Here is a 25,541-nt window from a genome sequence, read left to right as displayed (position 1 = left end):
CCACGGCCGCCAGCGGAAATAGCTCCCAAAAAGCCCGGCCCCGCTGCTCCATAATGGGCGGCGGGGCCGGGCTCTTTGGGGACGCGTGGGTGCTTAGCTCGGGTTGCCGGAGTGGCGCTCCAGGGCTTTGCGCGCCTGCACCAGATCGGTTACCTCGTAGGCGAATACCGCAATGCCCGCCCGCTGCCCGCCCTCGTAGAAGGGCTGGTACGTGAAGTTGACGTAGATAGGGTGAGCCGAGCCGTCCGGGTCGTTGATCATAATCATGATTTCATCGCCGTGGTAGGCTTCGCCGGTTTCGTACACCTTGTTCAGCAAGTCCAGGAAGCCTTGCTCGATAACCTCCGGCAGAGCTTCGCCCACCGTGAGGCCCACCAGCTGCCGGCCCGCAAATAGCCGCTGGTAGGGCGGGTTGGCAAAGTCGAAGCGGTGGTCGGTGCCGCGCAGGATGGCAATCAGCGCGGGCGCCTGCATAAACAGGTTGTAGAACAGCTCCCGCTGGCTTTCGGCCAGCTGGTAGGCCTGGTAGGCCTGGTCCGACAGGCTGGCCTGCTGCTCGTTGGCCGTCAGCAGCTCCTGCACCATCTGCTTCTGGTCGTGAATGTCGATGCCGCCGCCCACCCACATGGTAATGCGGCCCTCGGCGTTGCGGCGGGGCACCCCGCGGGCCAGCACCCAGCGGTACTGCCCGTCGTGACGGCGCAGGCGGTACTCCAGCTGCACTTCCGCGCCGTCGGCCAGGGCCTGCTGCCAGGTTTGCAGGGTGGGCGCCTGGTCGTCGGGGTGCACCGAGTTGGTCCAGTCGGAGCCGAGCTGCTCAGGCAGCTGGCGGCCCGTAAACTGCAGCCAGCGCTGGTTAAAGTAGTCGACTTCCCCGGTGGGCGTGGTGGTCCAGACCATAATAGGCAGGGCTTCCAGGGTAAACTGGGCCCGTTCCTGGCTTTCGGCCAGCTCGCGCTGCATCTGCTGGCGCAGCAGCTCGGCGCGGTGCTGCTCGGTTACGTCCTGGGTGCGCTGCACGATGTAGCGCAGCCGGCCCTGCTCGTCGAGGATGGGGTAGTGGGTGGCCTGCCAGTAACGTTCCTCCAGGCCGCCGCCCTGGGCCGCGGGCCGCTCCAGGTCGTAGCGAATCAGCGGCATGGTGTGCGGCTCCAGGTGCCGGCGCACGTGCTCGTGCGAAGCCCGGATGACGTCGGCCTCGTTCTGGTCGGCCACGGGGTAGGCCTCAAAAAAAGGCTTGCCCACCACTTCCGCCCGGCTTTTCATGGCTACCGCGGCGTGGCTGTCGGTATCATCCAGAATGGTCGCGTCGGCGTCCGGGGCAATGACGAGGAAGTTGTCCGCCAGGGCGCGAAACAGGTGCTGGTAGTCGAGGGGAGAAGCGTCGGGCATGGGAAGCAGGGAAATAACAGCCGGACCGGTAAGGGCCCCGCCGACCCGAAAAATACGATTCTGGCGGAAAGCAGGACGCCAATTGGCCGCCGCCAGCCGCTGCGGTGCGGGCATAGGCCTGATTAGCAACGCAAACCGGCGCAAACGGTTTGTTTGCGCCGGCTCGCGGAAGGCTGGCTACGACCGAGTAAGACGGCCGCAGCTACAGCGGCCGCAGCGGCTCGCCCGGGCGCCGCTCGATGATACGGCTGCGCTGGGGGCGCAGCTCCGCGTCCTGGGGCGTGCCGGCCACGGCGCCGCGGTGCCCAATGCCGATTTCGTGCACGTCGACGGCGCCGGCGTGGTCGAGCAGGTCGCGCACGCGCTCGGCTTCGAGGTAGGTATCCACGTGGGCGGCCACGAAGCCGTGGCGGCGGGCGTCGTAGCGCGGGGCGCTGCTATCGGCCGGCGGCCCGAAAATGGCCATGATGAGGTGGTGAAAACCGTCGTTTTCCGGGAATTCGCCGGTGGGGTTTTCGGTGGTGGTCGTGTCGTGGTCCGATACTTCCACGGCCTCGGGCGCGAAGCCGTGCTGGGTAAGCTGGTCGGCGGCGCGCTGGGCGGCCTCCACGGTGCCAAAGGCGCCGATGACGGTGTGCGGGTGTACCATGAGGAAGAAGAGCTTGGGGTGAACAGGGCCCGCCGGCCCGGGAACGGTCGGCGGTTCGCTTAGCTCAACGCAGCAAGGGCGGCGCGGGTTAGGCCCCGGGTAGCAGCTGCTCGTATGCGCTACAACGCAGCCAGCGCGCTGCTGGCTACTTCTGCCACCAGAAGCGCCAGCGCAGCGGGCCGGTGCGGGCGCGGCGGCGCTGAGTGGGCGTGTGGCCCACGGCCTGCACCCGCCACACCAGGCCCAGGGCGCGCAGCAGGCGCACGGCGGGCCAGCCCAGGTCTACCTCGTACCAGGCCGTGCTGAGCTTGGCCGAGCCGGGGTGGGCGTGGTGGTTGTTGTGGAAGCCTTCCCCAAAGGAGAGCAAGCCCAGCAGCCAGTCGTTGTAGCCGCTTTCGGTGGCCCGCTCGATGCGGTAGCGGGCGTAGCCGTAGGAGTGCACCATGTAGTTGACAAACCAGTGCCCCAGAATGGCCCCGCTGATGCGGGCAAAGCCGCAGATAACCGCCACCTCCGGCCCGAATACCAGGGCCAGCAGCCCGATAAACCCCAGCACGTGCCAGTACCAGGTTTTGTCGAGCCAGCGCAGCCAGGGGTCGTGGAGCACGGCGGCGGGCAGGGGGTAGCGGGCGTCGTCGGCGGGCTCGAAGGCCAGGTGCAGGTTCCAGAAGTAGTCCTGCAGGGCCGAGTGGCGGTAGGCAAAGTAGCGCGGGCAGTCGGGCTGGTTTTGCCAGTAGTCGCGGTAGTGGTGGATGCGAATCCAGGCTAGGGGGGCGCCCATGCCGGCCTGCACGGCCAGGTAGGCCAGCACGCCGCGGGTGAAGCGGCCGGTGCGGTAGGCCCGGTGAATCAGCCCGCGGTGTAGCCCTACGGAGTGGCCCACGCCCACCGTCAGCAGGGTGAGCAGGGCCGAGGCCAGGGCCCGGGGCCAGCTAAAGGCCGCCGGGGCCCAGAGGAGGGCGGGCACCAGCATGAGGTACAACCAGAATACTTTCGGCCAGCCCACCGAGAGCCGGTCGCCGGGCGGAATTATGCGGTCAGCCAGCATACCATCACGACGTTTGAATACCTACTTGAAGGTAGCACGCCGCGGGCGGAAAAGCAGGAGAAATCCGTCTTTTTTCGGCGGGAGGGCAGCCGGGCCCGCAAGCCGGAATTTTGGCGTAATTAGCCGCCGGCCGGAGCCCCGGGCTACAACACCACCGTCCGTTCGGCCGTTAAAACCAGTCCGTTCACTCACCTCATTTTCCCCCTCATCATGGCTAAGGCACAAGACGCCCGCAAGGAGAAGAAGAAAGAGCCCACCAAGTCGCCCAAAGAGAAAAAGGCGGCCAAGGAAGAAAAGAAAAAGCTGCGCGACCGGAGCGAATAGCCCGGCCCCGCTACCAGCAAAAACGGCCCGTCCTGCGCAGGACGGGCCGTTTTTGCTTTGCTTACCAGTACACGGCCACCGGCAGCTTGCCGCCGATGATGGGGTTGTGGTCGACGGACTTGATGTTCACGTTGAGGTCCTCGGCGGGGCTTAGGCGCACCTTCACGGCCCCGTTGGCGTCGACGGGCACGAGGGCGTGGCCGGCACCAGCGGGTAAGCCGCGGCGCCACCGGCCACGGCGCGGGGCAGCACGTCCACGCCGCGCAGCACCAGCACGACGAGGCAAAGGGCAATAACGGTCAGCACGGATTTGGTGTAAGCGTCGGGTTTCATCGGTTTGGGCTGATTGGTGGGGTTCGGAGCCCCCGCCGCAAGAATCCTTCCGAAACGGCTGCGGCCCGGCCGCTGGCCTGCTTCATGGCTAGAAATCATTGGCTTGCGGGTGCTTCGCGCTACAGCGGCCCGAGGGCCACCGTCAGCTCCAAGAAGTAGCCGTTGCTACCAACCCGGCGGGCCTGATCCAACGTCACGTACTCGCGCACGTCGTTGCCGCCGTAGTACAGCTCCTGGTTTAGCGCGGGCGCCGCCCGGGCCGCGGCGGCGCGCGTGAGGGCGGTGGCGGCTTGGAGAGGATGCACGGAGGCTTGGAGGCCGGGGGCGGTTTGGCGCAGCAGGGCGGCCGCCTGCCGGTACCAGCCGCGGGTGTCGGTTGGCGTGGTGCCGAGCTGGCCTTCGAAGCGGAAGGTCAGGGTGTAATACTCGCAGCCTGAGTTGCGCAGGCTGAGCCGGGTGCCGCCGCCGAGCCGGGCGGTTTCGAGGCCCTCCCGGCGGGCTTTGTTCAGCTGAAACGTGGCGGTAGGAAACACGGCTTTGTTCAGCACCGGCTCGGGCAGCCCGCGGACGCACCCGTCGTCTTGGCGGGGCACGAGGGGAAGCAGTGACAGCGCGGGAACGAGTAGGCGCAGCAGCATAGCAGAAGGATTATCAGGTGCAACAAGCCTCAAGCTATCCGCCTCAAGCCGCGGCTTTTTCCGCTCCGAAAGGAAGCCTGGTCAGCCCTTGCCGACGCGGTCCAGCACGTCCTTCACGTCGCGCGTCGATATTTTCTGGCCGGTTTCGGCGGCGCGGTAGATGGCCAGCAGCAGCTCCACGTCGCGCAGGCCCATTTCGCCGGGCACGCGGGTGGGCTTGTTGTTGAGCACGCAGTCGGCAAAGTCGTCCATCTGGGCCGCTTGCTGGTTGACGTTCTGGATGTTCATCGGGCCCTGGCTGGTGCTGCCGCGCAGACCGCCGTAGCCGAAAGCCGGCTGCAGCTCCGCCCAACCCTTGGCCGCCTCGGCGCGCAGGCGGCTCTGCATGTTTTCGGCGTAGGAGGTGCGGCAGTCGGCCACGGCCCCGTCGGCAAACTGCAGCTGCCAATCCACGCCCGCCTCCACTTCCTTGAACAGGCCGCCGGCCGGCTTGGGCGCGAAGCTGGCCGTGACGGACACCGGCACCTGCCCCTTGGTGTAGAGGGCGCCTTGCAGGCAGTAGATGCCCATGTCCATGAGCGGGCCCCCGCCGCTGAGCTGCCGGTCCACGCGCCAGGGCGTGTCGTTGTTGAAGCGGAAGCCGTTGTCGGCCCACAGGTGGCGCACCGGGCCCAGCACCTGCTGCTGACCCAGGCGCATCATTTCGCGGTGGTGGGGCTCGAAGTGCAGGCGGTAGCCGATGCTGAGCTTTTTGCCGGCCTGCCGGCTGGCCTGAATCATGCGCTGGGCGTCGGCCACCGTGGTAGCCATGGGCTTCTCGCAGATGACGTGCTTGCCGGCCCGGGCGGCCCGCACCGCGTACTCGGCGTGCAGGGCGTTGGGCAGCACGATGTAGACGATGTCAATGGCCGGGTTGTCGGCCATGCGGTCGAACGTCTGGTAGTCGTAGGTATTCTTGGCCGCAATACCGTACTGCTGCTGCCACTGCCGGGCCTTGGCCGGCGTGCCCGTCACGATGCCGGTGAGCTGGCAGAGCCTGATTTGCTGCAGGGCCGGGGCCAGCTGCCCGCCGCTGTACTTGCCCAGGCCTACCAGGGCCACGCCCAGCTTGCGCCCCTGCCGCAGGGCCTCCAGGCTGGCCGGCCCAAAGTCCGGGTTCGTCGTCAGCCAGTCGAGCGGGTAAGCCAGGGCCTCGGCGCCGAGCAGCGCCCCGCCCAGGGCCAGCGAAGCCGAGCGGATAAAGCGGCGGCGGGAAGCATCAGCGGCGGCAGATGCGGGGAAGAAGGGCTGGTTCATGGCGCAGGGCGGTTAGGGCTAACGTCATGGGGTACTGCGCAATGCCGCCGAAGGTTGGGCAGGGCCGGGCGCAGCAACAGCGTAAGACTAGGAACTAAGGCTGATTCCCCTCCTCAGATGATTCCGCGCATCAAGCGGCGTGGGGTTAGGAGTGGTTGATCTTGCTCCCGAACGTCATGTCGAGCCCCGCGAGACATCTCGTGTGCTGACTCTAAACAGTAATTTCTAACTCTAGCTTTTCAACCACCCCTAGCCCCTCCTCATCTGAGGAGGGGAACTAAGCTTAGCTCTTAGCTCTAGGTGCATATGGCCAGCAAGCAGCGGCCATCAGCCAGCGGGCTAATCCTTGTCCTTCTTGTGGCCTTTTTTCTGCTTGGCTTTTTCGGCTTCGTACTCCTCGTACTGTTTCTGGTTTAGCACGCTGTAGCGCACGTTCAGGGTGTAAATCAGCTGCACGCGGGGCTCGGCGAAGTCGGCGTGCAGCACCGTGTCGAAGGAGTTGTAGGGCGTGCGGTTGTAGTAAATCGTCTGGGCCTTGTCGGCGGTGCGCACGATGAACTCGGAGTCGTCTTCGCGGGTGCGGGCGGCGGGGCGCACGTTCACGGTGGCGTTGTTGGCCGATACGTACACATTGGCAGCGGCGGCCTTGCGCTGCCGGGCCAGGCGCACTTCTTCGGGCGTGCTGCCGCTGCGGAAGGCGGTGTAGCTGGTGTAGCGCTCCAGCGGGTACACGGCCTGGAAGCCGTCGGTCATGTTCTGCACCTCCACGTGCAGGCCCATGCGGGCGTAGTTGCCTTCCTTCTGCTTGATGACCTCGGCCGCGGCCCGGCGCAGCTCCTCGTAGGCGCCCTGCAAGTCGGCCAGGTTGTAGTCGACCTTGGCCAGGTCATAGATTTCGGCGCGGCCCAGGCGCGTGACCAGCTTGTCCAGCACCGCATGGTCGGTGAAGATGACGTGCAGGTTCTTTTTCAGCTCGAAGCCGGTGGGCACCTCGTTGGCCGTGCGGCTGAACTTCTTCTGCTCCAGCACCATGGCGTAGGTGGGCACCAACGACACTATGTCCACGTGCAGGGCCTCGGGCCGGATGCCCAACTCGTTCATGGCCGTCTGGGCCACTTGCAGGCGCAGGTTCAGCAGGGAGTCGGCCTCGGCGGCGGTGCGCCCGTTCTGCGTCACGCTGAAAATGGCCACGTAGCTGGTGGCCTTGAGGTTGCTGAGCACGTTGGCTTCCAGCACCACGTCCTGCTCGTGCAGTACGTTGGCGTTGAGCTGGGCGCGGCGCACGGCGGAGTAGTCCTGCTGACTGCCGCGGGAGCTGTACACCGCGTTGCCGGCCGATTGGGCGCGGACCGCGAGGCTGCCGCCGAGGGTCAGGGCGCTGAGCAGAAGTAGACGAGCTTTCATGGGAATAAGGAAAATAGGTGAATGGATACCGCCGGGCCGCGGGGCCGCCAGCCTGGCGGCCCCGCGGCCCGGGCGGGATGGGTAACGGTCAGATAATGAAAAGGCCCCGGCGTTTAACCGGGGCCAGTGAAATAGTCGGAAAGCCGTCGGGCGGCCCGCCACCGGGCTACTTGCTGGGGCCGGCGTCGCCGTCCTGCAGCAGGCGGAAGCTGCGGGCCACGCGGCGGCCCTCGGCGTAGGCCGGCCGCCAGCGGGGCGTGGCCGCCAGGGCCCGGCCGATAAGCTCCTGCTGGGCGGCGGAAAGGTCGGCGGGCACGGCCACGCACTGCAGCGTGAGCAGGCCTACCTCGTCGACGTGCAGCTCCAGCGCCAGGCCCTGCTGCTGGATGCGGCGGCTGAGCTTGGCGTCGCGAAACAGGTCGGCGGCGTAGTCGAGCAGGCCCAGGCCATCCACGTCTGGCAACTGGGGGTTGGCCGTTTCCAGGGCCGGAATCAGGCCGCGGTAGCGCAGCTCGAAGCGGCCGTGGGTGGCCAGGGCCCGGGCAGCGGCCGGGTAGGTGGCGCGGGTTTCGGTTTCGCGCAGCAGCACGTTGTTGAGGCTGTCGTGCACCAGCACGGTCACGCCGCAGCGGCTGCCCAGGGGCCGGCACAGCACCTCGGCGTAGGTGAGGGCGTGGTAGCTGCCGGCGGCCAGCTGCCGAAACGCGGCCCGGTCCGTCAGCACCGTGAAGCCCAGCTGCTGCAGCCGCCCGGTGAGGGCTGCGGCTACTTCGGTCCGCGCCTCGGGCCCCAGTGGGGGCGCCAGCGGCAGCAGGCGCTGGTCGATGCTCAGGGGCTGGTACACCTGCAGAAACAGGTAGCGGGCCGCCTGCTGCCCCCGGGCCGGCAGGGCAAGCAGCAGGGCAAGCAGGAGCGGGGCGAAGTGGCGCATGGCGGCTAAAATAGCCGTCGATGGCCCAGGCTGTATATAGTTGCGGGCCTATTTTTGCCGCCCAGTGGCCGCTGTAGCGGTCTGCTACGGGCGAAGCGGCGCCGGTTCGGCGCCTGCGCTTGTCCGCAAGGCCCGCACTCGTTCTGGTTTGCCTGTTGCAGACGAGTGTCGGAGCAAGGCTAGAAATTCAGCTGGGCCTGCAGGCGCAGCAGGCGGCCGCGCTGGCGGTTGCCCTGGGTCTGGTAGTCCTCGAAGCGGCGCGAGGAAATGGTGTACATCGGCACCAGCTCCAGAAACTTCAGCGGCTGCCACTCCAGCCCGATTTCCAGCTCGCGCACGTGGTAGCTGCGCGCGTCCCGCTCGTATTTTTTGCCACCCTCGTAGTGCTGCCCGCGCACGAAGGGGTAAAACTGCTGCCCGCCCACCCGGGCGCGGTACGAAACGGTGGCGTAGCCCCCGTGCAGGCGCCGCGTCTCGATGCTGTCGGTGGCGGCGTTGAATTCCGGCCCGCGGCCCACGTTGTACTCGGCCTGAAAGCCCAGCGGCTGCGGATACAGCACGAAGGAGGCGGCCGCGCGCTGGTCCACGTAGTTCATCGTGGGGCAATACTTCACCCCGCGCGAGAGTTGGTCGGTCGAGAGGGCGTAGCGGCCGGTGTAGGCCTGCAGGCCCGGCTCGATAATCTGCTTGCCGATGAGGAAGGGGTAGCTCAGGCGGGCCACCACGTGCAGGCCGTTGTTTTGCTCGGCGCGGTTGGCCGCCTGCCCGTTGAAGGCACCCAGGGCCAGCACGCCGTAGTCGCCCGAGCCCTTCAGCCCGTCGCTGACCAGGCTGGCGAAGCGCTGCCGGATTTTCGTGGGGGCCCAGTACAGGAAGGCGCCCAGGTCCCGCTCGTTCACCACGGCGCTGTTCAGCGCGTCGTTGCGGTCCAGGGCCAGGCGGTTCTGGCTCGACTGCATGTTCTCGAAGCCGTAGGGAATCTTGCTCTGCCCCAGGCGCACCCGAAACTGGCTGTTCGCATCCAGGCCGATGTCGAAGTAGGCGTCGCGAATCTGGCCGAAGTGCCCGCTCGTGCTGCCGCCGGGCGTGCTGGCAAAGTCGGGCTGCAGGTAAAAGTAAATGCGCGGGTGCAGCTGCCCGTAGACAATCAGGCGGATGCGGCGGAAGAAAATACCCCCGTTGTCGCCCCAGGATTTGTCGCACTGCTCGCACTTCAAATCAGGGTTGGTTTCGAGCAGGCGGTTGTAGCGAACCTGCATGTAGCCCCGGATAGAAACCGCCTCGTACCAGTGCTTTTTGGCCGTTTCGCCCGTGCTGGGCGGGGCGGCCGTGGGAGCAATGAGCCGGCGCAGCGCGGCAGGCTTGGCGGAGTCGGCGGGCACCTGGCCCAGGGCCGGCGCGGCGAGCAGAAGCAGGGCGCTTAACGAAAGTTTCATGCAATGATAATGCTACCGCAAAGTGAGTTATCAGCTGTTACTTCTGCGTGTCCCGAGTGTTAAGCCTGTGTTACCAAGTCGGTGCGGCGGGCCCCGGGGCCAGCAGTCGGTGCGGCCCCCTTAGCCCGAAAAACCCGCCGCCGGGCGCCGCGCTGGCCGGAGCTGACTCGGCTGGCGCGGCGCCCGGCGGCGGGTTTTCGGGCGTGGTTATGCGTTGGTGCGGGCGGCTTTGCCCCAAGGCAGCTGGCGTGCAATCCAGCCGGCTGGCAAATGCGCCTACTCGCGGCGCATGTAGATGTGCGGAATGCCGTCTTCGAGGTAGCCGTCACCCACCTGCCGGAAGCCGAAGCTTTCGTAAAAAGCTTTCAGGTAGAGCTGGGCCCCGATTTTGATGGGTTGCGGGCCGAACAGCGCCTCACACTCCGCAATGGCGCGGCGCATCAGCTCCCGGCCGAAGCCGTAGCGGCGCAGGCGCGGCGCGGCCACCACCCGCCCGATGCTTACTTCGGCGTAGCTCAGGCCGGGGCCGAACAGCCGGGCGTAGGCCGCCAGCTCGCCCGTGTAGGTGAGGCCCAGCAGGTGAGAGGCCGCCTGGTCCTGCCCGTCGATGTCCTGAAAGGCGCACTGCTGCTCCACCACGAAGACCTCGCTGCGCAGCTGCAGCAGGGCGTAAAGCTCGGCGAGGGTGAGGGCGGCGAAGGGTTTGGTAATCCAGGTCAGGGTCATGGGGCAGCGGAAACGGGAAAGGGCGCAAAAGTACGCGCCGGCCCGCGGATTGCGGCCAAAAGACCGTTTGCTGCCGAGCCGGGACATTTTTTCCCAACGTGGGCCGCGCCGCTTGCGTAAGGGCAAGCACATCCTTCCCTCATACGTCACACAACCATGACCAAGAAGCTCAAATTCGTGAAGGCCCAGCATCCGGCTGGTGCCGCTACCAGCGCCGAACATTCCGCCCAGCCCCGCCGTCGGGGCATCAGCAACAAAGCCCTCATTGGCGGGGCGCTGCTGGCCGTTGGGGCCGGGGCCCTGGCCATTCTGGGCCGCCGCAAGTGGCCGGCCATCAAGCAGCAGGCCGGCAGGCTGAAAGACCAGGCCAGCAAGACCGGTGCCGACCTGAAAGAGCAGGCCGAAAAAGCCGCCGCTGACTTCAAGGGCCAGGCCGAGCAGGTAGTGGCCGATCTGAAAGAAAAGGCCACCGGCAAAGCCGCCGACAGCAACGGCGCGGCTTCGGGCTCGAAAGCCCCGGTCGACGCGAAGCTGAACGACGAAGTGGCCAAATCAACCAAATCGAGCCCCAAAGCCACCAGCGGCTTCACCGACGAAGGCGCCACCGGCAACAACGACTAAGCCCGGGCCTCACCCGTCCGCAGAACAACGCCGCCTCCCCGCAGCCCGTAACTGGGTGCGGGGAGGCGGCGTTGTTCTGCGGCTGCCCCTTTTCATCGGTCACGACGCCGCTCACGGCCTGCGTCTGCGCCAGCACTGCGTGGCTCAGAAAAAGCAAGGCGATACCGGCCGCGCCGAGTTGCGTGACTCGCGCTAAATCACGAAACAACATGTGTTGGGAGAGGTTTGGTCTTGGCGGCAAAACCACCCCCGCCCCTTTAGCGGAATGTTACCGGTTGGCTACCGTACCGTGCACTTCCACGGCCTGGAGTCAGCCGAGAAATAACAGCGGCGTAATGCAGGAATTGGTAATGGCGAGGCTTGTTTGTAGGACGGCTGCCGCTGCTGACCGATGGATGCGGCTAAATATGTAGCATAGCCTATGCCTTTTATCGTCCTGGTGGAGCTAAAACCGATGACTCAGCGCCTGGCGCTGGTCAAACTGTATATGGACCTGGTTCAGGTTCATTTGGGCGAAGCTAGTGAGCGAATCGGTGGCTTGTTCTACCACGGCAACCGCGCAATTGAAGTGGCCGACTGGGCCCAGGCCGCGCACTTCGTTTACCAAGCCCGGCAGTACGGCGCGGTCTTTCGCCTGCGGGCCGCGGCCCCACTTCCGGACGAAGCAACCCCGCCGCGCTAACCGGGGCCGGCGGAAACCACTACCCCCCTAAAACCGCGCACCGGGAGCAGCAGCCGCTTGGCCCGCTGCTCCCGGTGCGCTCGGGAAAGCAATGAAGTAGCTTAGTTCAGCACCGACGACTGGCTTTTCAGTACCTGGCGGGCCATGGCCAGGTTGGTATCAGCCGAGTTGACGGCCAGGTAGATGAACTTGCCGCCGTCGGCCGAGAGCTTGAGCAGGTGCAGCTGGTCGGTGAGCGTGAGCAGGATGTCCTGCACCACCTGGTTGAGCTTCAGGGCCTGGATAGCCTTCAGCTTCTGCTTGATAACCTCCGTGTTGTAGGCAGCGGCGGTTTCCGCGTCGAACGAGGCCAGGTTGGAGTGGTGCGCCAGCGGCATGCCGGTTTCGGTTTCCACAACCGCCACGGCAACGAGCGAGGGCAGCTCCTTCAGGATGTTCTGAACGGCTTGGTTTGGGGTAATGGTGGACATAAAACGGGAAAAGGAAGAGAGAAGTGAACTGCCGATTAGAAGAGCAGCCAGCGTTTTTTGGCCTTTACCGGTGCTGCCTCACGGGGCAGCAGCGTCACGTCGCCCGTGTGGCCGCCCAGAATGCGCATTTCTTCCTCCTTATAGCCCGCGTAGGCGTACTGCAGGGTGTTGGCCTGACCGGCCGGCACGCGCAGCGTGTAGCTGCCCGTTGCATCGGTACTCACGCCGGTGCTGGTGCCTTTGCGCAGCACGGTGGCGCCCACCAGCGGCCGGCCATTCTCGTCCAGAATGCGGCCCCGCACCGATACCAGCCGCACGGCCTTGTCGGCACCGGCTTCGGCAGCCAGGTCTTCGGCGTTCAGCGTAGGCAGATTGGCCGTGGGCGTGTTGGCGGTGGGCAGGTTGGTGCCGGCGAAAACGGCGCCGCCCAGCAGGGCCGTGCCCACAACCAGCGTGGCCGCCCGGCGGCGGAAGCGCTGCGGCTCGGTGCGCATCAAATCGAACTGGCGCTGTACCCAGCCCACGGGTTTTACGGCGTGCCCGCTGTTTTTCAGTTCGTAAAAGCGGCGCAGCGTCTCGTCGGCCAGGCCTTTGTTGGCCTGCAGGTAGGCATCTACCAACGCCGTGTTTTCGCTCGACAAATCACCGCGCAGGTACGCATCCCGGTGGGCAGGCCGCAATTCGCCCGTCTGCGGGTGGAAAGGAGTGGTACTAAGTTTCATGTCAATACGCGGTGTGGTAGATGAGAAAACACGTGGCGCGGCAACCAAATGATGGGCCTTATAAGGCAAAAGGAATAGCAGGGTTTCATATTAATGGATAGTAAAAGCTATATGTTATCCTGCTAAACCCCGCGGTCCGGCAGCGCTGTGGATGTTGTCTGGAAACGTAACCAACTGACAATTAAAGCGCACGGTGGCCGGCCGCTGACGTTGGTCAGCGGTGGGTTTTTCTCGAAACTTTTTTCCCGGCGGCTTACTCGCGCGTGAGCAGCATGGCTCCGTACGAGTACCCGCCGCCGAACACCGTCACCACCACCCGGTCGTGGGGCTGCAGGCGGGGCAGCGTGTCGGCCAGGCCTATGGCGGCACCCGCGCAGCCGGTGTTGCCCAGGCGCTCCACGTTTGAGACGAGGCGCTCGGGCGCAAGGCCGGTGTTGCGCAGCACCACGTCGCTGATGCGCTTGTTGGCCTGGTGCGGAATCAGGTAGGCCAGGTCCTGCACCGTGAGCTGGTGGCGCTTGAGCACCTGTTCGGTCACCTGCGTCATGTACTGGCAGGCGTACTGAAACACGTCGCGGCCGTGGGGCATCACGATGTCGCGGTCGAGGGGCTTGAGGGTAACGGCCGTGGTGGCCTTGCCCACGGTGGCGGCCCCGGCCGTAATGACCTCGTCGATGCGCAAATCAGTTTCGGCCAGCTTATCGGCCGTGAGCAGCAGGGCCGCCGCGCCGTCGCCCCAGAGGTGGCCGGCCACGGTGTCCTGCTCGTTGTTATAGGCCGTGTTGTGCTCCGAGGTAATGATGAGCGCCCGGCGGGCCTTGCCCAGCGCGAAGTAGCCCTGCACGATTTCCACCGCGTTCAGCAGCGAGGAGCAGGCCGAGGAAATGCTCACCACCGGAATATCGGCCACGCCCAGGGCGTGCTGCACGGCGTGGGCCAGCGTCACAATGGTGTCGTGGGGCGTGTAGGTGGCACCCACGATGAGGTCGATGGCGGCAGCTGGCACGGCGGGAGCTTCGCGCAGCACTTGTTCCGTGGCCGCAATGGCCATGGTGTTGGCGTTTTCGCCGGGGGCGGCGCGGCGCCGCTCCCGGATGCCGGTGCGCTCAATTATCCAGTCGGAAGACAGCCCGTTGAGGCGGGTAAAATGGTCGTTGGCAACAACGGTAGCGGGCAGGTACGCCGCAACATGGTGTAAGTACACGGAAAAGATGGGGGTAGGCAGACAAGGAACAACGGCACGGCAACGGGGGAAAGCGTCTGGCCGGCTCGAAGGTAGGCAGGCTTGGGCGTACGAAGCACGCGCCGGGGCGTTGCGCCAAGTAGGGCGGCGGTAACCCGGCCCGCCCGGGCCCGTACCTTCCCGGGGCGGAGCCGCCCGCCGGAACTCCACCCGGCCCCGGGTCCGCCGCTTGATTTTCAGGTATGTGGGTAGTTTTTTCCTTGCTGGCGGCGCTGTCGGCCTCCGTCGTTGTCACGCTCACCAAAATCGGCGTCAAAAACGTGGACCCGGTGCTGGCCTTTGCCGTGCAGGCCGTGCTGATACTGCTCGTGTCGTGGGGCGTGGCGGGCTGGCAGGGCAAGCTGCCCGAGCTGAGCAGCATTCCGCGCCGCGACCTGCTGTTTCTGGTGGCCGCGGGCATTGTTACCACCCTCTCGTCCCTGTTCTCGTTTCAGGCCCTCAAGCTCGGGGCCGCCTCCCGCGCCGGCGTGCTCGACAAAGTCTCGCTGGTGTTCGTGGTCATTCTGGCGGCTATTTTCCTGAAGGAAAAGCTCAACTGGCAGCTGGTGCTGGGGGCCGCGCTGATGCTGGGTGGCGCCGTGCTCATTGCCCTTTCGCAGAAGTCGATGAATAACTAGCGAACCGGGCCGCGCCGGCCGCGGCTACGTATGACGGGGGTAGCAACCTACCCGCTTCCGGCCATGAAAAAGCTCCTTGTGCTCCTGCTGCTGCCCCTGCTGGCGGCCTGTTCCACCACCGAAATCAAGTCGACGGAGCAGGCCCCGGGCGTCGACTTCAGCACCTACCGCACCTACAACTTTCTGCCCGGTGAGGCCCGCAACGAGGCCGCCTTCAGCCGGGCCGGGGTGGGCGTGGAAGAGGTGAAGCAGGCCGTGGCCCGCGAACTGGAGCGCCGCGGCTACCGGCGCGCCGAGCAGCCCGAGCTGTGGGTCAACATCGGGGTGGTAAACGAGGAAAAGGTGCAGACGCGCCAGACCGAGTTTCGCACCGACGGGGCGCCCTATTACATCGGGCAGCGCAACTACCACTGGCAGGCCGGCGAAGTGGCCGTAGGCACCTACGAGGTGGGCACCGTCACCGTCGACGTGGTGGATGCCCGGCGCAACGACCTGATCTGGCAGGGCGTCACGGCCAGCCCGCTCAGCAAGGACCCGGCCAAGTCGGCCCGGCGCGTCGACGAGGGCATTACCGAGCTGTTCGGCCGCTACCCGGTGCCGGCGCGCTAGTCGTAGGGCGCCACGCTGCGGATAAGCAGCCGGCCGTTTCGGGGCTGGATAATCAGCATTACACCGGCCAGGCAGTAGAGCCGGCGGGCGTCGGTGTAGCCGCGGAAGCTGCTGTCGGCGGCCGTGACCTGCAGCCAGGAGCCGGCCGGCGCCGGCGTATTCCCGTAGTCGCTCAGCAGCACGGGGTAGTCGAGGCGGCGCAGCACCCGGCTCCGGGCGCTGGGCTGCTCGTGCACCACGATGCCGGGCGCGGTGCCCACGTAGGTAGCGAATGGGTCGGTGCTCAACTGGTCCAGCTGCCGGTTGCGCTGGTAGAGCTTTGCGTCCTGCAGGTACGGAAACGTCGCCGAGGTGAGGTGGCCGGCCGAGTCGCGTTGCACGGTGCCGCCCAGGCGGAGGATGTCGGCCAGGTGCTGGAAGCCCTGGCCTTTGCGGGGCGCATTCAGAAAATCCGTCACGAAGTCCCGCTTGCCAACGAGGCCGCCGCCCATCGACACGTCCACGCTGTCGTCGACGAGGGCCAGCAGCGCGGCCTGGTCGCGCCGGGCGCAGGCCCGCAGCACCCGCTGCACAAAGCTCTGCAGCGCCGCATCGTCCCGCGTCTGGTCGACGGGCGGAATAGTGTAGGGGTAGGATTCTTTAGAAACGGGCGGCAGGGCGGGGGCCGGCGGCGCCGGAGCAGGCTTCGGAACTGCTGGGGCCGGTGAATCAACGGTGGTAGCTGGGACGGTGGCTACTGCGTCGTTGCCAGGGCTTTGATTTTCAGTTGACTGGCTCTGACAGGCCAGCAGGCCACTCAGCAGCAGGCCGGGGATAGTGCGACGAAGCATAGACACGTGTAGATAGAAATCAGCTTGCGAAGCTACAAGCTAGTTCCCCTCCTCAGCTGAGGAGGGGCTAGGGGTGGTTGAAGGGCTAGAGTTAGAAATTACTTGTGGAAGTCAGCACGCGAGATGTCTCGACTTCGCTCGACATGACGTTTCTGGGTGGCTGTTCAACGGTTGGTCAACCACCCCTAGCCCCTCCTCAGCTGAGGAGGGGAACTGGCCTTTATCCTGTAGCTCTGGCTTAGGCTAGTATTTATCAGGCCGGGGCTCAGGCGCCGGCGGGCACGTTGGCCGGGGCCAGCTCCTGGCCCAGCTGCCGGTACATCTGCAGGAAGTCAAACTGGTTCCAGGCCTCGTAAATCTGCCCGTCGCGCAGGTGCACCATGTTCAGGCCCGAGAAGCTGACCGGCTGCCCGGTGGCGCGGTGCCGGGCCGTCACGTCGCAGAGGGCCGTTTCGTACTCGTCCTCGGCCACCACGCGCTGCACCGTCACCTGGATATCCGTGAAGCCGCTGCTGAAGCCCTGGTAGAACTCCCGGAACAGCTCGGGGCCGCGGCGCGTCTCGTCGAGGCCCAGGCCGTGGATGACGGCTTCGGGGTGCACCAGCTCCTGGATGCGGTGCTCCTGGCGCTGGTTCCACACGTCTTCGTACCAGTGCAGCAGGGCGGAGGCTGAAACGTCCATAACAGGGAGGGGTTGAGGGATTAGGGGATGAAAACGGGCCACCGGCCGGCGGCGCAACTCAATATACTTATTCGATGATGCTTTCGAAAGCCCGGCCGGTAGGGGCGCGGCCAACCCGGCCGGCAGCGGCATTTCGGGGCTTGGCAGGCGGTTTTGCTCGGCGGCGGGGGCGCTGCGGCAAACCGCGGAGCCGGCTGATATATTTGCACTTCCGTGCGCGGCTACCCATACCGGCCGCCGCCTTACCCGCGCTCTAGTGCCGCTTTCCTTCTTCTGCCGCTTTGCTCTGTGCACGCTGCTGTGCGTGGCCGCCCTACCCGGTCGGGTCCGCGCGGCGGCCCCCGGCACCCCGATGCTCGACAGCCTGCTGCGCCGGGTGCGGGAGCCGCAGCTGCCCGATACCGCCCGCGTGCTGCTGCTCTGCCGCATCAGCGACCAGTACTGGGCCCAGCGCACCGACTCGGCCGCTGCCTACGCCGACCGCGCCCTGCGGCTGGCCCGGCGCATCGGCTACCGGCACGGCGAAGGCGAGGCCCTGAACCGCCAGGGCGCGGCCCTGCGCGAAAGCAACCTGGCCCGGGCCCTGGAGCTGTTTCAGGCCTCGCTGCACCTGGCCCGCACCACCCACGATGTGCCCCTGCAGGCCCAGAACCTGCGCAGCATCGGCATTATCTACGTGTATTTGCGCGACCGGCAGGTGGGGCTGAGCTACTACTTCCAAGCCCTGCGCCTGGGCCAGCAGCTCGGCGACGAGCAGCGGCAGGTGGTGGATCTGAGCAACATCGGCCTGGCCTACGACCTCTACAACCAGCTCGACTCGGCCTGGTACTACCAGCAGCAGGCCTACACGCTGGCCCGGCGCATCCACTCGCCCACCAACTACATCCTCTACGGCCTGGCCCAGGAAGCCCGCAAGGAAGGCCGGGTGGCCGAGGCGCTGGAGTACTACCGCCGCAGCATCGGCGAGTCGCGGCGCCTGCGCCACCTGCGCAGCCTGAACTTCGCCTACGTGGGCCTGGCCGCCCTCTACCAGCAGCAGGGCCGCGCCGATTCCAGCATTTACTACGCCCGCCTGGGCTACCAGGCCGCCCAGACCAACGGCTTTCTGCGCGGGGTGCTCAACGCCAGTATCGTGCTGACCAAGGAATTCACCCGTCGCGGGCCCATCGACAGCGCCTTTAAGTACCAGGGCCGCATGCTGGTGATGAAAGACACGCTCTTCGGGCAGGAGAAGGTGATGCGCCTGCAGAGCCTCGACTACCGGGAGCGGCAGCGCGCCCAGCAGGCCGCCGCCGCCCAGCAGGAGCTGCGGGCCCGCTACCAGCGCTACGCCCTGCTCGGCGGGGTGGCGGTGCTGCTCGGGCTGGTGGGCCTGCTGGCCTGGCACCAGCGCCAGCAGCAGCGCATCAACGCCGCCCTGCAGGCCTCGTTGGTGGAACTGAAGCAGACCCAGGCCCAGCTGGTGCAGCGCGAGAAAATGGCTTTCCTGGGCGAGCTGACGGCCGGCGTGGCCCACGAGCTGCAGAACCCGCTGGGCTTCGTCAAGCAGTTTGCCGCCGCCGGCACCGATTTGCTGGCCGCCATCAACGGGCAGCAGCGCCTGACCGGCGACGGGGCCCTGGACCGCGAAATCCTCGACGGGCTCAAGGAAAACCTGCTTAGCATCAGCCAGCACGGGCAGCGGGCCACGGCCATCATCCGCGGCATGCTCGACCACGCCCGCACCGGCCGCGCCCCGCGCCAGCCCACTGACCTCAATGCCCTGGCCGCCGAGCAGCTGAGCCTCGCCTACGAGGGCCTGCGCCAGCAGTTTCCGGACTTCGCGGCCCGGCAGCACCTGGACCTGGCGCCCGAACTGCCCGCCCTGCCCGTGGCCGCGCAGGACCTGGGCCGCGCCCTGCTGAACCTGTGCACCAACGCCTTTTACGCCACCCGCCAGCGCCAGCAAACGGCCCCGCCCGACTACCTGCCGGCCGTGACCGTGCGCACCCGCCCGCTGCCCGGCGGCGGGGCCGAAATCCAGGTGCAGGACAACGGCATCGGCATGAGCCCGGCGGTGCGGGCGCAGGTGTTCGAGGCCTTCTTCACCACCAAGCCCGTGGGCGAAGGCACCGGCCTGGGCCTGGCCCTCAGCCACGATATCGTCACGACTGGCCATGGCGGCACGCTCACCCTGCACTCGGAAGAGGGCGTGGGCACCACGTTTACCATCACGCTGCCGGGGGCGGCGTAGCGCGGGCTTCAGCCCGCGTGTGGCTGGGCGGCGGTATGATGGTACGGCCCCGGAATGCCCGAAACGTACTCGGCAGGCAGGTAGGCGAAAATAATGTGAGCAGCAGGCGCGTTGGGTGAATACTCCAGCCTGTCTTCTTTCCTATTGAGCTATCAGCTACTGCCCATGCTGCCAGACAAATTAATTATGGTAATGACGCTGCTGGCAGCCACCAGCCCCGCCTGGGCGCAGCAGGACAGCTCGTTCTGGCGCCAGCCCGCGTACGTGCAGGCATTTGGCGAAGTAAAGGTGCGCTCCACGCGCTTGAACGTGTTCAACTTCGGCTCGGTCTACTACGACCCTTACGTGCCTTATAACGCCGAAGCCAATATTCAGCAGGTGTCCGTGGGCGGGAAAGTTATGGTGTCCAAGGGTCGGGTAGGCATTGCCTACAGCGGGTTTGTACACTACGGGCCAATCTACCATAAGCCTATGCCGCCTTCCGTTCCAATTGGGGGCTCTTACACGCCCGAAGACCTGAAGAAATGGCTGTATGACCAGGATGTGAGCGTAAATTACACGCTGCGCAAGCGGCGGCGCTGGTCGCCGGCAGCCGTGTCGCTGGGCTACGGAGTGCTGAACACGGGTGAGTCGTTTTACCTGCGCAACGGGCCCTACGATGGCATACTGGACCTGCGCATCCGGCACGCCAGCATCGGGATGAGTCTGGAACCGTTGGGGCCGCGCTGGCCGCTGTGGCTGGGCACCAACTACCTTTACCGAGGCGTAGTCAACAACCGTTTCGATAAGCTGCTGTGCCATACCATCGCGGTGCAGTACCGGCTGCTACGTAAGCGGCTGTAGGCTGATAACAGGGCAAACAACGGCAGGGCGGGACGCTGCCGTTTTTTTGGGCGCTTACGCTTCGGCAGGCGGGACCAGGCTAGGATGAAGGAGGATGCGGACGGACACGGGCTAAAGCCCGCGCTACAGCTCATCCGCCCCGCCGACGTTTCATCCCGCTCATCCGACGCTTCGGTAGCAGCAAGTGGCGCGCAGGCCCCCAGCACAGCCACTTTTGACGCAGAACCTCGCCCTTCTGCGCCATGAACCGTCCGCTATTCCTCGCCCTGCCGCTGCTGCTTGCTACCAGCGCCGTCGTTGCCCAAAACACTACTACCACGCTCAGCGGCACCGTGCGCGACGCCGCCGGCCAGCCCCTGCCCGGGGCCAACGTGTTCCTGAAAACCACCTTCGACGGGGCCACCACCGACTCGCTCGGCCGCTTCCGCTTCACCACCCGCCAGACCGGCCCGCTGCCCCTGCTGGTGACGCTGCTGGGCTACCAGCCCCAGGAGCAGCCGGTGACGCTCGACGGGCAGGCGCAGCGCTTCGCCCTCACGCTGAAGGAGGTGCGCAACCAGCTCGGCGACGTGACCATCACGGCCGGGGCCTTCGTGGCCAGCGAGGAAAGCCGCAGCACCGTGCTGGGCACCCGCGACGTGCAAACCACCGCCGGCGCCCTGGCCGACGTCAACGCCGCGCTGAACACCTTGCCCGGCACCACCCGCAACGGGGAGGAAGGCAAGCTGTTCGTGCGCGGCGGGGCGGCCTCCGAAACCCGGCAGTACCTCGACGGCCTGCCCCTGCAGAGCCCCTACAACGCCTCCGTGTCGGGCATTCCGGCGCGGGGCCGCTTCTCGCCGCAGCTGTTCAAGGGCATGGTCTTCAGCACCGGCGGCTACTCGGCCGAGTACGGGCAGGCCCTGTCGGCGGTGGTGGGGCTCAGCTCGGTGGACCTCGCCCCCGAAACGCAGACCGGCATTTCCCTGCTGTCGGTGGGGCTGAGCCTCTCGCACCAGCAGCGGTTTGAGCGCAGCTCCGTGGCCGTGACGGGCGACTACGTGAACCTGCAGCCCTACTACCGGGTGGTGCCGCAGAGCTGGGGCTGGCAGGTGGCGCCGCGCTCGGCCGGCGGCTCGGTGGCCTGGCGGCAGCGGGTAGGGGAGGCCGGCATGGCCAAGGCCTACGGGGCCGTTACGCAGCAGGAATTTGCCCTGCGCCAGCCCATGCCCGGCTACGAAAACGGCATGCCCGTGGCGCTGCGCAATAACAACCAGTACCTCAACGCCACTTTCCGCAGCCCCCTGCGCCGGGGCTGGAGCCTGCAGACCGGCGTGGCCGGCACCCGCGACGAGCAGACCATCCGCCCCGACCAGCAGTACCTGCACGAGCTGGAGCAGAGCCTGGTGGGCCGCGTGGTGCTGACCAACGACTCGGCTGGCACCTACTTCAACCTCAAGCTCGGGACCGAGGCCGTGGGCCAACAGTTCCGGCAGCAGTTCCAGGCCACGCCCGAGGAGCTGATGCGCCGCACCGGCTTCACCGAGGCCCGGGTAGCCGGCTTTGCCGAATCGGACATGGCGTTCAGCAACCGGCTGGTGGCCCGGGCCGGGCTGCGCGGGGAATACTCGCGGGTGCTGGGCCGCTGGAACGCCGCCCCGCGCCTGGCCCTGGCCTACCAGCTGCCCGGCGAAGGCAGCCAGCTCTCGGCCGCTTACGGGCTGTTTTACCAGACGCCCACCAACGACCTGCTGCGCTTCGGCCAGTACAATGATGCGCTGCGCTTCGAGCGGGCCGCCCATTACCTCGTGACCTACCAGCGCATCAAAAACGACCGGACCCTGCGCCTGGAAGCCTACCAGAAAACCTACGGCCAGCTCGTGCGCTACGACGCGCTGAACCCCTACAACCCCTTCGGCTACGCCAGCACCGGCCGGGGCCACGCCCGCGGGCTCGACGTGTTCTTCCGCGACAAAAAGACCGTCAAGGGCCTCGATTACTGGGTGAGCTACGGGCTGGTGGACGCCCGCCGGCAGCAGCGCCAGGACCCGGTGGCCGCCGTGCCCACCTTCGTGTCGCGGCACAACGCGACGGTGGTGGGCAAGTACTGGATTCACCGACTGCACACGCTGGTGGGCGCTACCGCCAGCTACGCCTCGCCCCGGGCCTACCACGACCCCAACCGCCCGGGCTACAACCAGGGCCGCACGCCCAGCTACCAGGACCTGAGCCTGAACCTGAGCTACGTGACCACGCTGCGCAAGCACCTGACCATCGTGCACCTGTCGTGCTCCAACGTGCTGGGCCGCGACAACGTGTTCGGCTACCGCTACGCCGCCACCCCCGACGCCACCGGCCTCTACCAGGGCGTGGCCGTGACGCCCGCCGCCCCCCGCATGCTCTTCGCCGGCCTGCTCATCTCCATCAACAAGCAGCGCCCCGCCGACACCGAAACTGCGCCGGAATAAGTGACTTAGTGATTTAGCGACTTAGTGAAGCGGGGGGGCTAATACTGGTAGCACTATTCCGATATCCTGTCTCTACACTGCTTCTAGGGTGCGTCTAGACTGCTTCTAGACTTTCGCCGCTCCGGCCTTGCTTTTTCTCTTGGTTGGTTTAGAACGAATCCAAGCCTTGAGCCATCTGCCCTCTGCGCACCTCCGCGAAATCCTCTGCGGACCTCTGCGAGAAATAACGTCAGCACGGCACTTCGCTAAGTCGCTAAATCACTAAGTCGCCACCCGGCTACGGTTCATCCGCCCCAACCGACGCTTCGGTAACCAAAAATTTCGGGCGGCCCGGCCGGCGCCCACCTTTGAATCACCAGAGCGGCACACGCCCGCTGCCTCATCCGAAACCTTCACCCCAACCTCCCCCAAACGCCATGAAAAAGTCCCTGCTCCTCCTCGCCCTGGCCGCCGCTTCCTGCGCCGCCGCTGCCCAGCAGAAAGCCGCCCCCGCCGCCACCCAAACCGCCCCCGCCGGCTACCAGGAGCAGCTGGGCGCCACCATCAAGGACGTAATGAGCACCGGCGACGTGGCCGAGCTGAAGGCGCTGGCCGGCAAGCTGGAGCGCGCCGCCGCCGTGGCCCCCGCCGACTGGCTGCCCCGCTACTACCAGGCCTACGCCCTGCTCATTGCCACCTTCCAGAGCAAGGAAGACGGCGACGTGCGCGACAAGTACCTCGACCAGGCCGAAGCTGCCATCGGGCAGGCCCGCAAGCTGCGCGGCGACGAAGCCGAGCTGCTGGTGCTGCAGGCCTACGTGTACCAGGCCCGCCTGGGCATCTCGCCGATGATGCGCTCCATGACCTACTCGCAGAAAGTCAACGAGACGCTGGCCCAGGCCAAGAAGCTCAGCCCGGCCAACCCGCGCATCTACCTGGTGCAGGGCAACAACCTCTACTACACGCCCAAGATGTTCGGGGGCGGGGCCGAGGCTGCCAAGCCGGTGTACGACGAGGCCAAAGCCCGCTACGCCGCCTTCAAGCCCGCCACGCCCAACGCCCCCAACTGGGGTGAGCGGCAGCTGCTGGGCCGCCTGAAGCAGTACGAGCCCGCCACGGCCAGCGCCCAGGCCGCCAAGTAAGCCCGGCCCCGCCCCCCAACGCCCCGCCCGGCCGCTACGCCCGGCGGGGCGTGTAGTTTGTCCCCATTATCTTGTAGCGCCCGATGACTACCCTCGCCACCGCCGCCATGCCCGAAGCCAAAACCCAGATGCCCTCCCCGCGCCGCTGGTCCAGCCAGAACCGCCGCCGCTGGCTGCGGCTGCTGCTGTCGGTGGTTATCATGTCGGTGGTCATCGGCTCCCTCACCTGCCCCTCGTGCTGGGGCGACCCCACGGCCATGCTGGTGAACTACACCATGAACTTCGCCTATTCCATGGGCCTGTGGCTGGCCAACGGCTACTCCGTCGACTGGCTCGACGGCTACGTGCTGTGGCGGCGCGAGCCGGTGAAGCGCCTGCTGCTGACCCTGCTGGTGTCCTTGGGCGGCTCGTTGGTGGTGGTCGTCATCATCAACTTCGGCTTCCTGGTGCTCTACCGCGGCTACGACGTGGACATTCTCTGGTCGGGCCGCATCTGGCCGCGCTACGTGTTTCCGCTGGCCACCGCCTCGCTGATTTCCTTGGTGATGCACAGCCGCTCCTTCCTGCTGAGCTGGCGCGAGGAGCTGCTGCGCAACGAGCGGCTGCAGCGCGAAATGGCCCAGGCCGAGGCCGAAACCCTGCGCCAGCAGCTCGACCCGCACTTCATGTTCAACGCCCTGAACGCCTTGACCTCATTGGTGGAAGAGGAGCCCAAAACGGCCGTGCGCTTTATCCGCCAACTCTCCCAGGTGTACCGCTACGTGCTCGACGCCCGCGGCCGCGAAGTGGTGTCGCTGCGCGATGAGCTGGAGTTTGCCCAGTCCTACCTGTTTCTGCAGCGCATCCGCTACGGCGAGGCCCTGCAGGTGGACATGCCCCCGCCCGCCGCCGTGCCCGCCGATGCCGTGGTGCCCCCGCTGAGCCTGCAGCTGCTCTTGGAAAACGCCCTTAAGCACAACGTAGCCACCGCCAGCCAGCCCCTGCAGCTGCGCATCGAGCTGGACGAAACCGGCCGCCGCCTGCGCGTGGTCAATACCCTGCGCCCGCGCCGCGTGCTGCCCGGCGAATCCACCGGCCTGGGCCTGCCCAACCTGCAGGGCCGCTACCGCCACCTCACCCCCGAGCCCGTGCAGGTAGAGCGCGGCGCCACCGAATTCAGCGTGACGCTGCCCGTGCTGGCCTTGTCTTAATGTGCAGAATGTGGAGAATGTGCTAATGTGTTAATTGCAGAAAGCCCCTCAGTACATTCGCATCTTCCGCCTCTCATTAGGGCGGCGCACTGCCCGCATCAGCACATCAGCACATTCTCCACATCAGCACATTAGATAAATGACTGCTTTCGTCGTCGAAGATGAGCCGCTGGCCGCCAAGCGCCTGACCGACATGCTGCGCCGCCAGCAGCCGCCCGTGCAGGTGCTGGCCCACGCCGACTCGGTAGATGCCGCCGTGGCCCTGCTCGAAAATGCCGCCGCGCCGCCCGACGTGCTCTTCCTCGACATTCACCTGGCCGACGGGCTGAGCTTCGAGCTGTTTGAGCGGGTGCAGGTGCGCTGCCCGGTTATCTTCACCACCGCCTACGACCAGTACGCCCTGCGCGCCTTCAAGGTCAACAGCATCGACTACCTGCTCAAGCCCATCGACGAGGACGAGCTGACCGGGGCCCTGCACAAGCTGCGCGCCACCCGGCAGGCCGCCCCGGCCGCCGCACCCGCGCCCAGCCTCGATGCGGCCGTGCTGGCCCAGGTGCTGCAGCAGCTGCAGCCCCAGCAGCAGCAGTACAAAAAGCAGTTCGTGGTAAAGGTGGGGGAGCACCTGAAAGTGGTGCCGGTGGAGCAGGTCAGCTACTTCTTCAGCCTGGAAAAAGCCACCTTCGTGCAGACCCGCGAAAACCGCCGCTTCGTGCTCGACCAAACCCTGGAACAGCTGGAAAAGCTGCTCGACCCCCAGCAGTTCTTCCGCCTCAACCGCGCCTACCTCGTCCACCACGAAGCCATTCAGGACATCATCCACTACACCAACTCCCGCCTGAAAACCGTGCTGCACCCCACCGCCCCCGAAGGCGACGTGCTGGTCAGCCGCGAACGGGTAAACGCCTTTCGCCAGTGGCTGGACCGGTAGCAGCTAAGGCTAGTTCCCCTCCTCAGCTGATTCCGCGCAGCAAGCGGCGTGGGGCTAGGGGTGGTTGACCTTGACGTTAGAATGAAGCAACCAGAACGTCATGTCGAGCCCCGCGAGACATCTCGC

General features: G+C 66.3%; 26 protein-coding genes. 10 read left to right on the top strand and 16 right to left on the bottom strand.

Going from position 1 to position 25,541, the window contains the following annotated elements; translation table 11 throughout:
* Positions 1-93: 93 nt before the first annotated feature.
* From EJV47_RS18255 to EJV47_RS18215, 11 genes are all read right to left on the bottom strand, one after another.
* Positions 94-1,392, bottom strand: a complete 1,299-nt coding sequence (locus EJV47_RS18255) for a PAS domain-containing protein (RefSeq protein ID WP_165903819.1) — start codon at positions 1,390-1,392, stop codon at positions 94-96.
* A 202-nt stretch (positions 1,393-1,594) separates the two neighbouring features.
* Positions 1,595-2,041, bottom strand: coding sequence for a hypothetical protein (locus EJV47_RS18250; RefSeq protein WP_126694618.1), 447 nt, complete (start codon positions 2,039-2,041; stop codon positions 1,595-1,597).
* Between the two features lie 145 nt (positions 2,042-2,186).
* On the bottom strand, positions 2,187-3,089 hold the full coding sequence (locus EJV47_RS18245) for a fatty acid desaturase (protein WP_126694617.1): 903 nt from the start codon (positions 3,087-3,089) through the stop codon (positions 2,187-2,189).
* A gap of 385 nt (positions 3,090-3,474) precedes the next feature.
* Positions 3,475-3,603, bottom strand: a complete 129-nt coding sequence (locus EJV47_RS28915; RefSeq protein WP_279389064.1) for a hypothetical protein — start codon at positions 3,601-3,603, stop codon at positions 3,475-3,477.
* Positions 3,576-3,746: a hypothetical protein gene (locus EJV47_RS28115; protein ID WP_165903818.1), complete on the bottom strand. Its 171-nt coding sequence runs from the start codon at positions 3,744-3,746 to the stop codon at positions 3,576-3,578. The genes EJV47_RS28915 and EJV47_RS28115 overlap by 28 nt, the downstream gene beginning before the upstream one ends.
* A gap of 119 nt (positions 3,747-3,865) precedes the next feature.
* On the bottom strand, positions 3,866-4,339 hold the full coding sequence (locus EJV47_RS18240) for a hypothetical protein (RefSeq protein ID WP_126694616.1): 474 nt from the start codon (positions 4,337-4,339) through the stop codon (positions 3,866-3,868).
* A 126-nt stretch (positions 4,340-4,465) separates the two neighbouring features.
* Positions 4,466-5,680 (bottom strand): Gfo/Idh/MocA family protein, encoded by a 1,215-nt coding sequence (locus EJV47_RS18235; protein ID WP_126694615.1) that lies wholly within the window; start codon positions 5,678-5,680, stop codon positions 4,466-4,468.
* Between the two features lie 339 nt (positions 5,681-6,019).
* Entirely contained in the window at positions 6,020-7,084 is a 1,065-nt protein-coding gene (locus tag EJV47_RS18230) for an SIMPL domain-containing protein (protein WP_126694614.1), read from the bottom strand.
* Between the two features lie 166 nt (positions 7,085-7,250).
* Positions 7,251-8,015, bottom strand: coding sequence for a hypothetical protein (locus tag EJV47_RS18225; RefSeq protein ID WP_126694613.1), 765 nt, complete (start codon positions 8,013-8,015; stop codon positions 7,251-7,253).
* Between the two features lie 179 nt (positions 8,016-8,194).
* On the bottom strand, positions 8,195-9,451 hold the full coding sequence (locus EJV47_RS18220) for a porin (protein ID WP_126694612.1): 1,257 nt from the start codon (positions 9,449-9,451) through the stop codon (positions 8,195-8,197).
* Positions 9,452-9,727: 276 nt separating this feature from the next.
* Positions 9,728-10,177, bottom strand: a complete 450-nt coding sequence (locus EJV47_RS18215) for a GNAT family N-acetyltransferase (protein ID WP_126694611.1) — start codon at positions 10,175-10,177, stop codon at positions 9,728-9,730.
* Positions 10,178-10,333: 156 nt separating this feature from the next.
* On the opposite strand from EJV47_RS18215, the gene EJV47_RS18210 reads away from it, so the two are divergent.
* Together EJV47_RS18210 and EJV47_RS18205 are read left to right on the top strand one after the other, a co-directional pair.
* On the top strand, positions 10,334-10,798 hold the full coding sequence (locus EJV47_RS18210) for a hypothetical protein (RefSeq protein ID WP_126694610.1): 465 nt from the start codon (positions 10,334-10,336) through the stop codon (positions 10,796-10,798).
* 421 nt (positions 10,799-11,219) lie between these two features.
* Complete coding sequence (locus EJV47_RS18205; RefSeq protein WP_126694609.1) at positions 11,220-11,480, top strand: hypothetical protein; 261 nt, start codon at positions 11,220-11,222, stop codon at positions 11,478-11,480.
* A 101-nt stretch (positions 11,481-11,581) separates the two neighbouring features.
* Here the strand turns inward: EJV47_RS18205 and EJV47_RS18200 are convergent, their stop codons facing one another.
* From EJV47_RS18200 to EJV47_RS18190, 3 genes are all read right to left on the bottom strand, one after another.
* Positions 11,582-11,950 carry a hypothetical protein gene (locus EJV47_RS18200; RefSeq protein ID WP_126694608.1) on the bottom strand — a complete coding sequence of 123 codons (369 nt, stop codon included), beginning with the start codon at positions 11,948-11,950 and terminating at the stop codon, positions 11,582-11,584.
* Between the two features lie 35 nt (positions 11,951-11,985).
* Positions 11,986-12,672 carry a carboxypeptidase-like regulatory domain-containing protein gene (locus EJV47_RS18195; RefSeq protein ID WP_126694607.1) on the bottom strand — a complete coding sequence of 229 codons (687 nt, stop codon included), beginning with the start codon at positions 12,670-12,672 and terminating at the stop codon, positions 11,986-11,988.
* Positions 12,673-12,925: 253 nt separating this feature from the next.
* A complete protein-coding gene (locus tag EJV47_RS18190; protein ID WP_126694606.1) occupies positions 12,926-13,876 on the bottom strand; it encodes a 3-oxoacyl-ACP synthase III family protein in 951 nt (316 codons plus the stop codon).
* A gap of 221 nt (positions 13,877-14,097) precedes the next feature.
* Here EJV47_RS18190 and EJV47_RS18185 point away from each other — a divergent pair, with 221 nt between their 5' ends.
* Positions 14,098-14,532: an EamA family transporter gene (locus EJV47_RS18185; protein ID WP_126694605.1), complete on the top strand. Its 435-nt coding sequence runs from the start codon at positions 14,098-14,100 to the stop codon at positions 14,530-14,532.
* Positions 14,533-14,595: 63 nt separating this feature from the next.
* A complete protein-coding gene (locus tag EJV47_RS18180) occupies positions 14,596-15,141 on the top strand; it encodes a DUF4136 domain-containing protein (RefSeq protein ID WP_165903817.1) in 546 nt (181 codons plus the stop codon).
* Here the strand turns inward: EJV47_RS18180 and EJV47_RS18175 are convergent.
* Together EJV47_RS18175 and EJV47_RS28110 are read right to left on the bottom strand one after the other, a co-directional pair.
* A complete protein-coding gene (locus tag EJV47_RS18175) occupies positions 15,138-15,971 on the bottom strand; it encodes a hypothetical protein (protein WP_126694603.1) in 834 nt (277 codons plus the stop codon). The genes EJV47_RS18180 and EJV47_RS18175 overlap by 4 nt on opposite strands.
* A 265-nt stretch (positions 15,972-16,236) precedes the next feature.
* Positions 16,237-16,653, bottom strand: coding sequence for an ester cyclase (locus EJV47_RS28110; protein ID WP_165903816.1), 417 nt, complete (start codon positions 16,651-16,653; stop codon positions 16,237-16,239).
* Positions 16,654-16,909: 256 nt separating this feature from the next.
* Between EJV47_RS28110 and EJV47_RS18165 the strand changes: the two genes are divergently transcribed.
* From EJV47_RS18165 to EJV47_RS18140, 6 genes are all read left to right on the top strand, one after another.
* Positions 16,910-18,886, top strand: a complete 1,977-nt coding sequence (locus tag EJV47_RS18165; RefSeq protein ID WP_165903815.1) for an ATP-binding protein — start codon at positions 16,910-16,912, stop codon at positions 18,884-18,886.
* A 165-nt stretch (positions 18,887-19,051) separates the two neighbouring features.
* On the top strand, positions 19,052-19,729 hold the full coding sequence (locus tag EJV47_RS18160; protein ID WP_126694600.1) for a hypothetical protein: 678 nt from the start codon (positions 19,052-19,054) through the stop codon (positions 19,727-19,729).
* A gap of 242 nt (positions 19,730-19,971) precedes the next feature.
* Positions 19,972-22,176: a TonB-dependent receptor gene (locus EJV47_RS18155; protein WP_126694599.1), complete on the top strand. Its 2,205-nt coding sequence runs from the start codon at positions 19,972-19,974 to the stop codon at positions 22,174-22,176.
* A 416-nt stretch (positions 22,177-22,592) separates the two neighbouring features.
* Positions 22,593-23,297, top strand: coding sequence for a hypothetical protein (locus EJV47_RS18150; RefSeq protein ID WP_126694598.1), 705 nt, complete (start codon positions 22,593-22,595; stop codon positions 23,295-23,297).
* 83 nt (positions 23,298-23,380) lie between these two features.
* Positions 23,381-24,487, top strand: a complete 1,107-nt coding sequence (locus tag EJV47_RS18145) for a sensor histidine kinase (protein WP_126694597.1) — start codon at positions 23,381-23,383, stop codon at positions 24,485-24,487.
* Positions 24,488-24,626: 139 nt separating this feature from the next.
* On the top strand, positions 24,627-25,415 hold the full coding sequence (locus EJV47_RS18140; RefSeq protein WP_126694596.1) for a LytR/AlgR family response regulator transcription factor: 789 nt from the start codon (positions 24,627-24,629) through the stop codon (positions 25,413-25,415).
* The last annotated feature ends 126 nt before the right edge of the window (positions 25,416-25,541 follow it).

Origin of the sequence: Hymenobacter gummosus (genome assembly GCF_003970915.1) — a bacterium.
GTDB lineage: Bacteria > Bacteroidota > Bacteroidia > Cytophagales > Hymenobacteraceae > Solirubrum > Solirubrum gummosum.
Note: the sequence above shows the minus strand (reverse complement) of the source record. Positions and strands in the feature narration are given on the sequence as shown.

Bases quoted from the DNA above. Each gene is read 5' to 3' on its own strand.
- EJV47_RS18185 (WP_126694605.1), top strand. From the start codon at position 14,098: ATGTGGGTAGTTTTTTCCTTGCTGGCGGCGCTGTCGGCCTCCGTCGTT.
- EJV47_RS18215 (WP_126694611.1), bottom strand. From the start codon at position 10,177: ATGACCCTGACCTGGATTACCAAACCCTTCGCCGCCCTCACCCTCGCC.
- EJV47_RS18245 (WP_126694617.1), bottom strand. From the start codon at position 3,089: ATGCTGGCTGACCGCATAATTCCGCCCGGCGACCGGCTCTCGGTGGGC.
- EJV47_RS28115 (WP_165903818.1), bottom strand. From the start codon at position 3,746: ATGAAACCCGACGCTTACACCAAATCCGTGCTGACCGTTATTGCCCTT.
- EJV47_RS18155 (WP_126694599.1), top strand. From the start codon at position 19,972: ATGAACCGTCCGCTATTCCTCGCCCTGCCGCTGCTGCTTGCTACCAGC.
- EJV47_RS18140 (WP_126694596.1), top strand. From the start codon at position 24,627: ATGACTGCTTTCGTCGTCGAAGATGAGCCGCTGGCCGCCAAGCGCCTG.
- EJV47_RS28110 (WP_165903816.1), bottom strand. From the start codon at position 16,653: ATGGACGTTTCAGCCTCCGCCCTGCTGCACTGGTACGAAGACGTGTGG.
- EJV47_RS18150 (WP_126694598.1), top strand. From the start codon at position 22,593: ATGAAAAAGTCCCTGCTCCTCCTCGCCCTGGCCGCCGCTTCCTGCGCC.
- EJV47_RS18160 (WP_126694600.1), top strand. From the start codon at position 19,052: ATGCTGCCAGACAAATTAATTATGGTAATGACGCTGCTGGCAGCCACC.
- EJV47_RS18200 (WP_126694608.1), bottom strand. From the start codon at position 11,950: ATGTCCACCATTACCCCAAACCAAGCCGTTCAGAACATCCTGAAGGAG.
- EJV47_RS18230 (WP_126694614.1), bottom strand. From the start codon at position 7,084: ATGAAAGCTCGTCTACTTCTGCTCAGCGCCCTGACCCTCGGCGGCAGC.
- EJV47_RS18145 (WP_126694597.1), top strand. From the start codon at position 23,381: ATGACTACCCTCGCCACCGCCGCCATGCCCGAAGCCAAAACCCAGATG.
- EJV47_RS18225 (WP_126694613.1), bottom strand. From the start codon at position 8,015: ATGCGCCACTTCGCCCCGCTCCTGCTTGCCCTGCTGCTTGCCCTGCCG.
- EJV47_RS18235 (WP_126694615.1), bottom strand. From the start codon at position 5,680: ATGAACCAGCCCTTCTTCCCCGCATCTGCCGCCGCTGATGCTTCCCGC.
- EJV47_RS18205 (WP_126694609.1), top strand. From the start codon at position 11,220: ATGCCTTTTATCGTCCTGGTGGAGCTAAAACCGATGACTCAGCGCCTG.
- EJV47_RS18195 (WP_126694607.1), bottom strand. From the start codon at position 12,672: ATGAAACTTAGTACCACTCCTTTCCACCCGCAGACGGGCGAATTGCGG.
- EJV47_RS18220 (WP_126694612.1), bottom strand. From the start codon at position 9,451: ATGAAACTTTCGTTAAGCGCCCTGCTTCTGCTCGCCGCGCCGGCCCTG.
- EJV47_RS18210 (WP_126694610.1), top strand. From the start codon at position 10,334: ATGACCAAGAAGCTCAAATTCGTGAAGGCCCAGCATCCGGCTGGTGCC.
- EJV47_RS18250 (WP_126694618.1), bottom strand. From the start codon at position 2,041: ATGGTACACCCGCACACCGTCATCGGCGCCTTTGGCACCGTGGAGGCC.
- EJV47_RS18175 (WP_126694603.1), bottom strand. From the start codon at position 15,971: ATGCTTCGTCGCACTATCCCCGGCCTGCTGCTGAGTGGCCTGCTGGCC.
- EJV47_RS18255 (WP_165903819.1), bottom strand. From the start codon at position 1,392: ATGCCCGACGCTTCTCCCCTCGACTACCAGCACCTGTTTCGCGCCCTG.
- EJV47_RS18180 (WP_165903817.1), top strand. From the start codon at position 14,596: ATGAAAAAGCTCCTTGTGCTCCTGCTGCTGCCCCTGCTGGCGGCCTGT.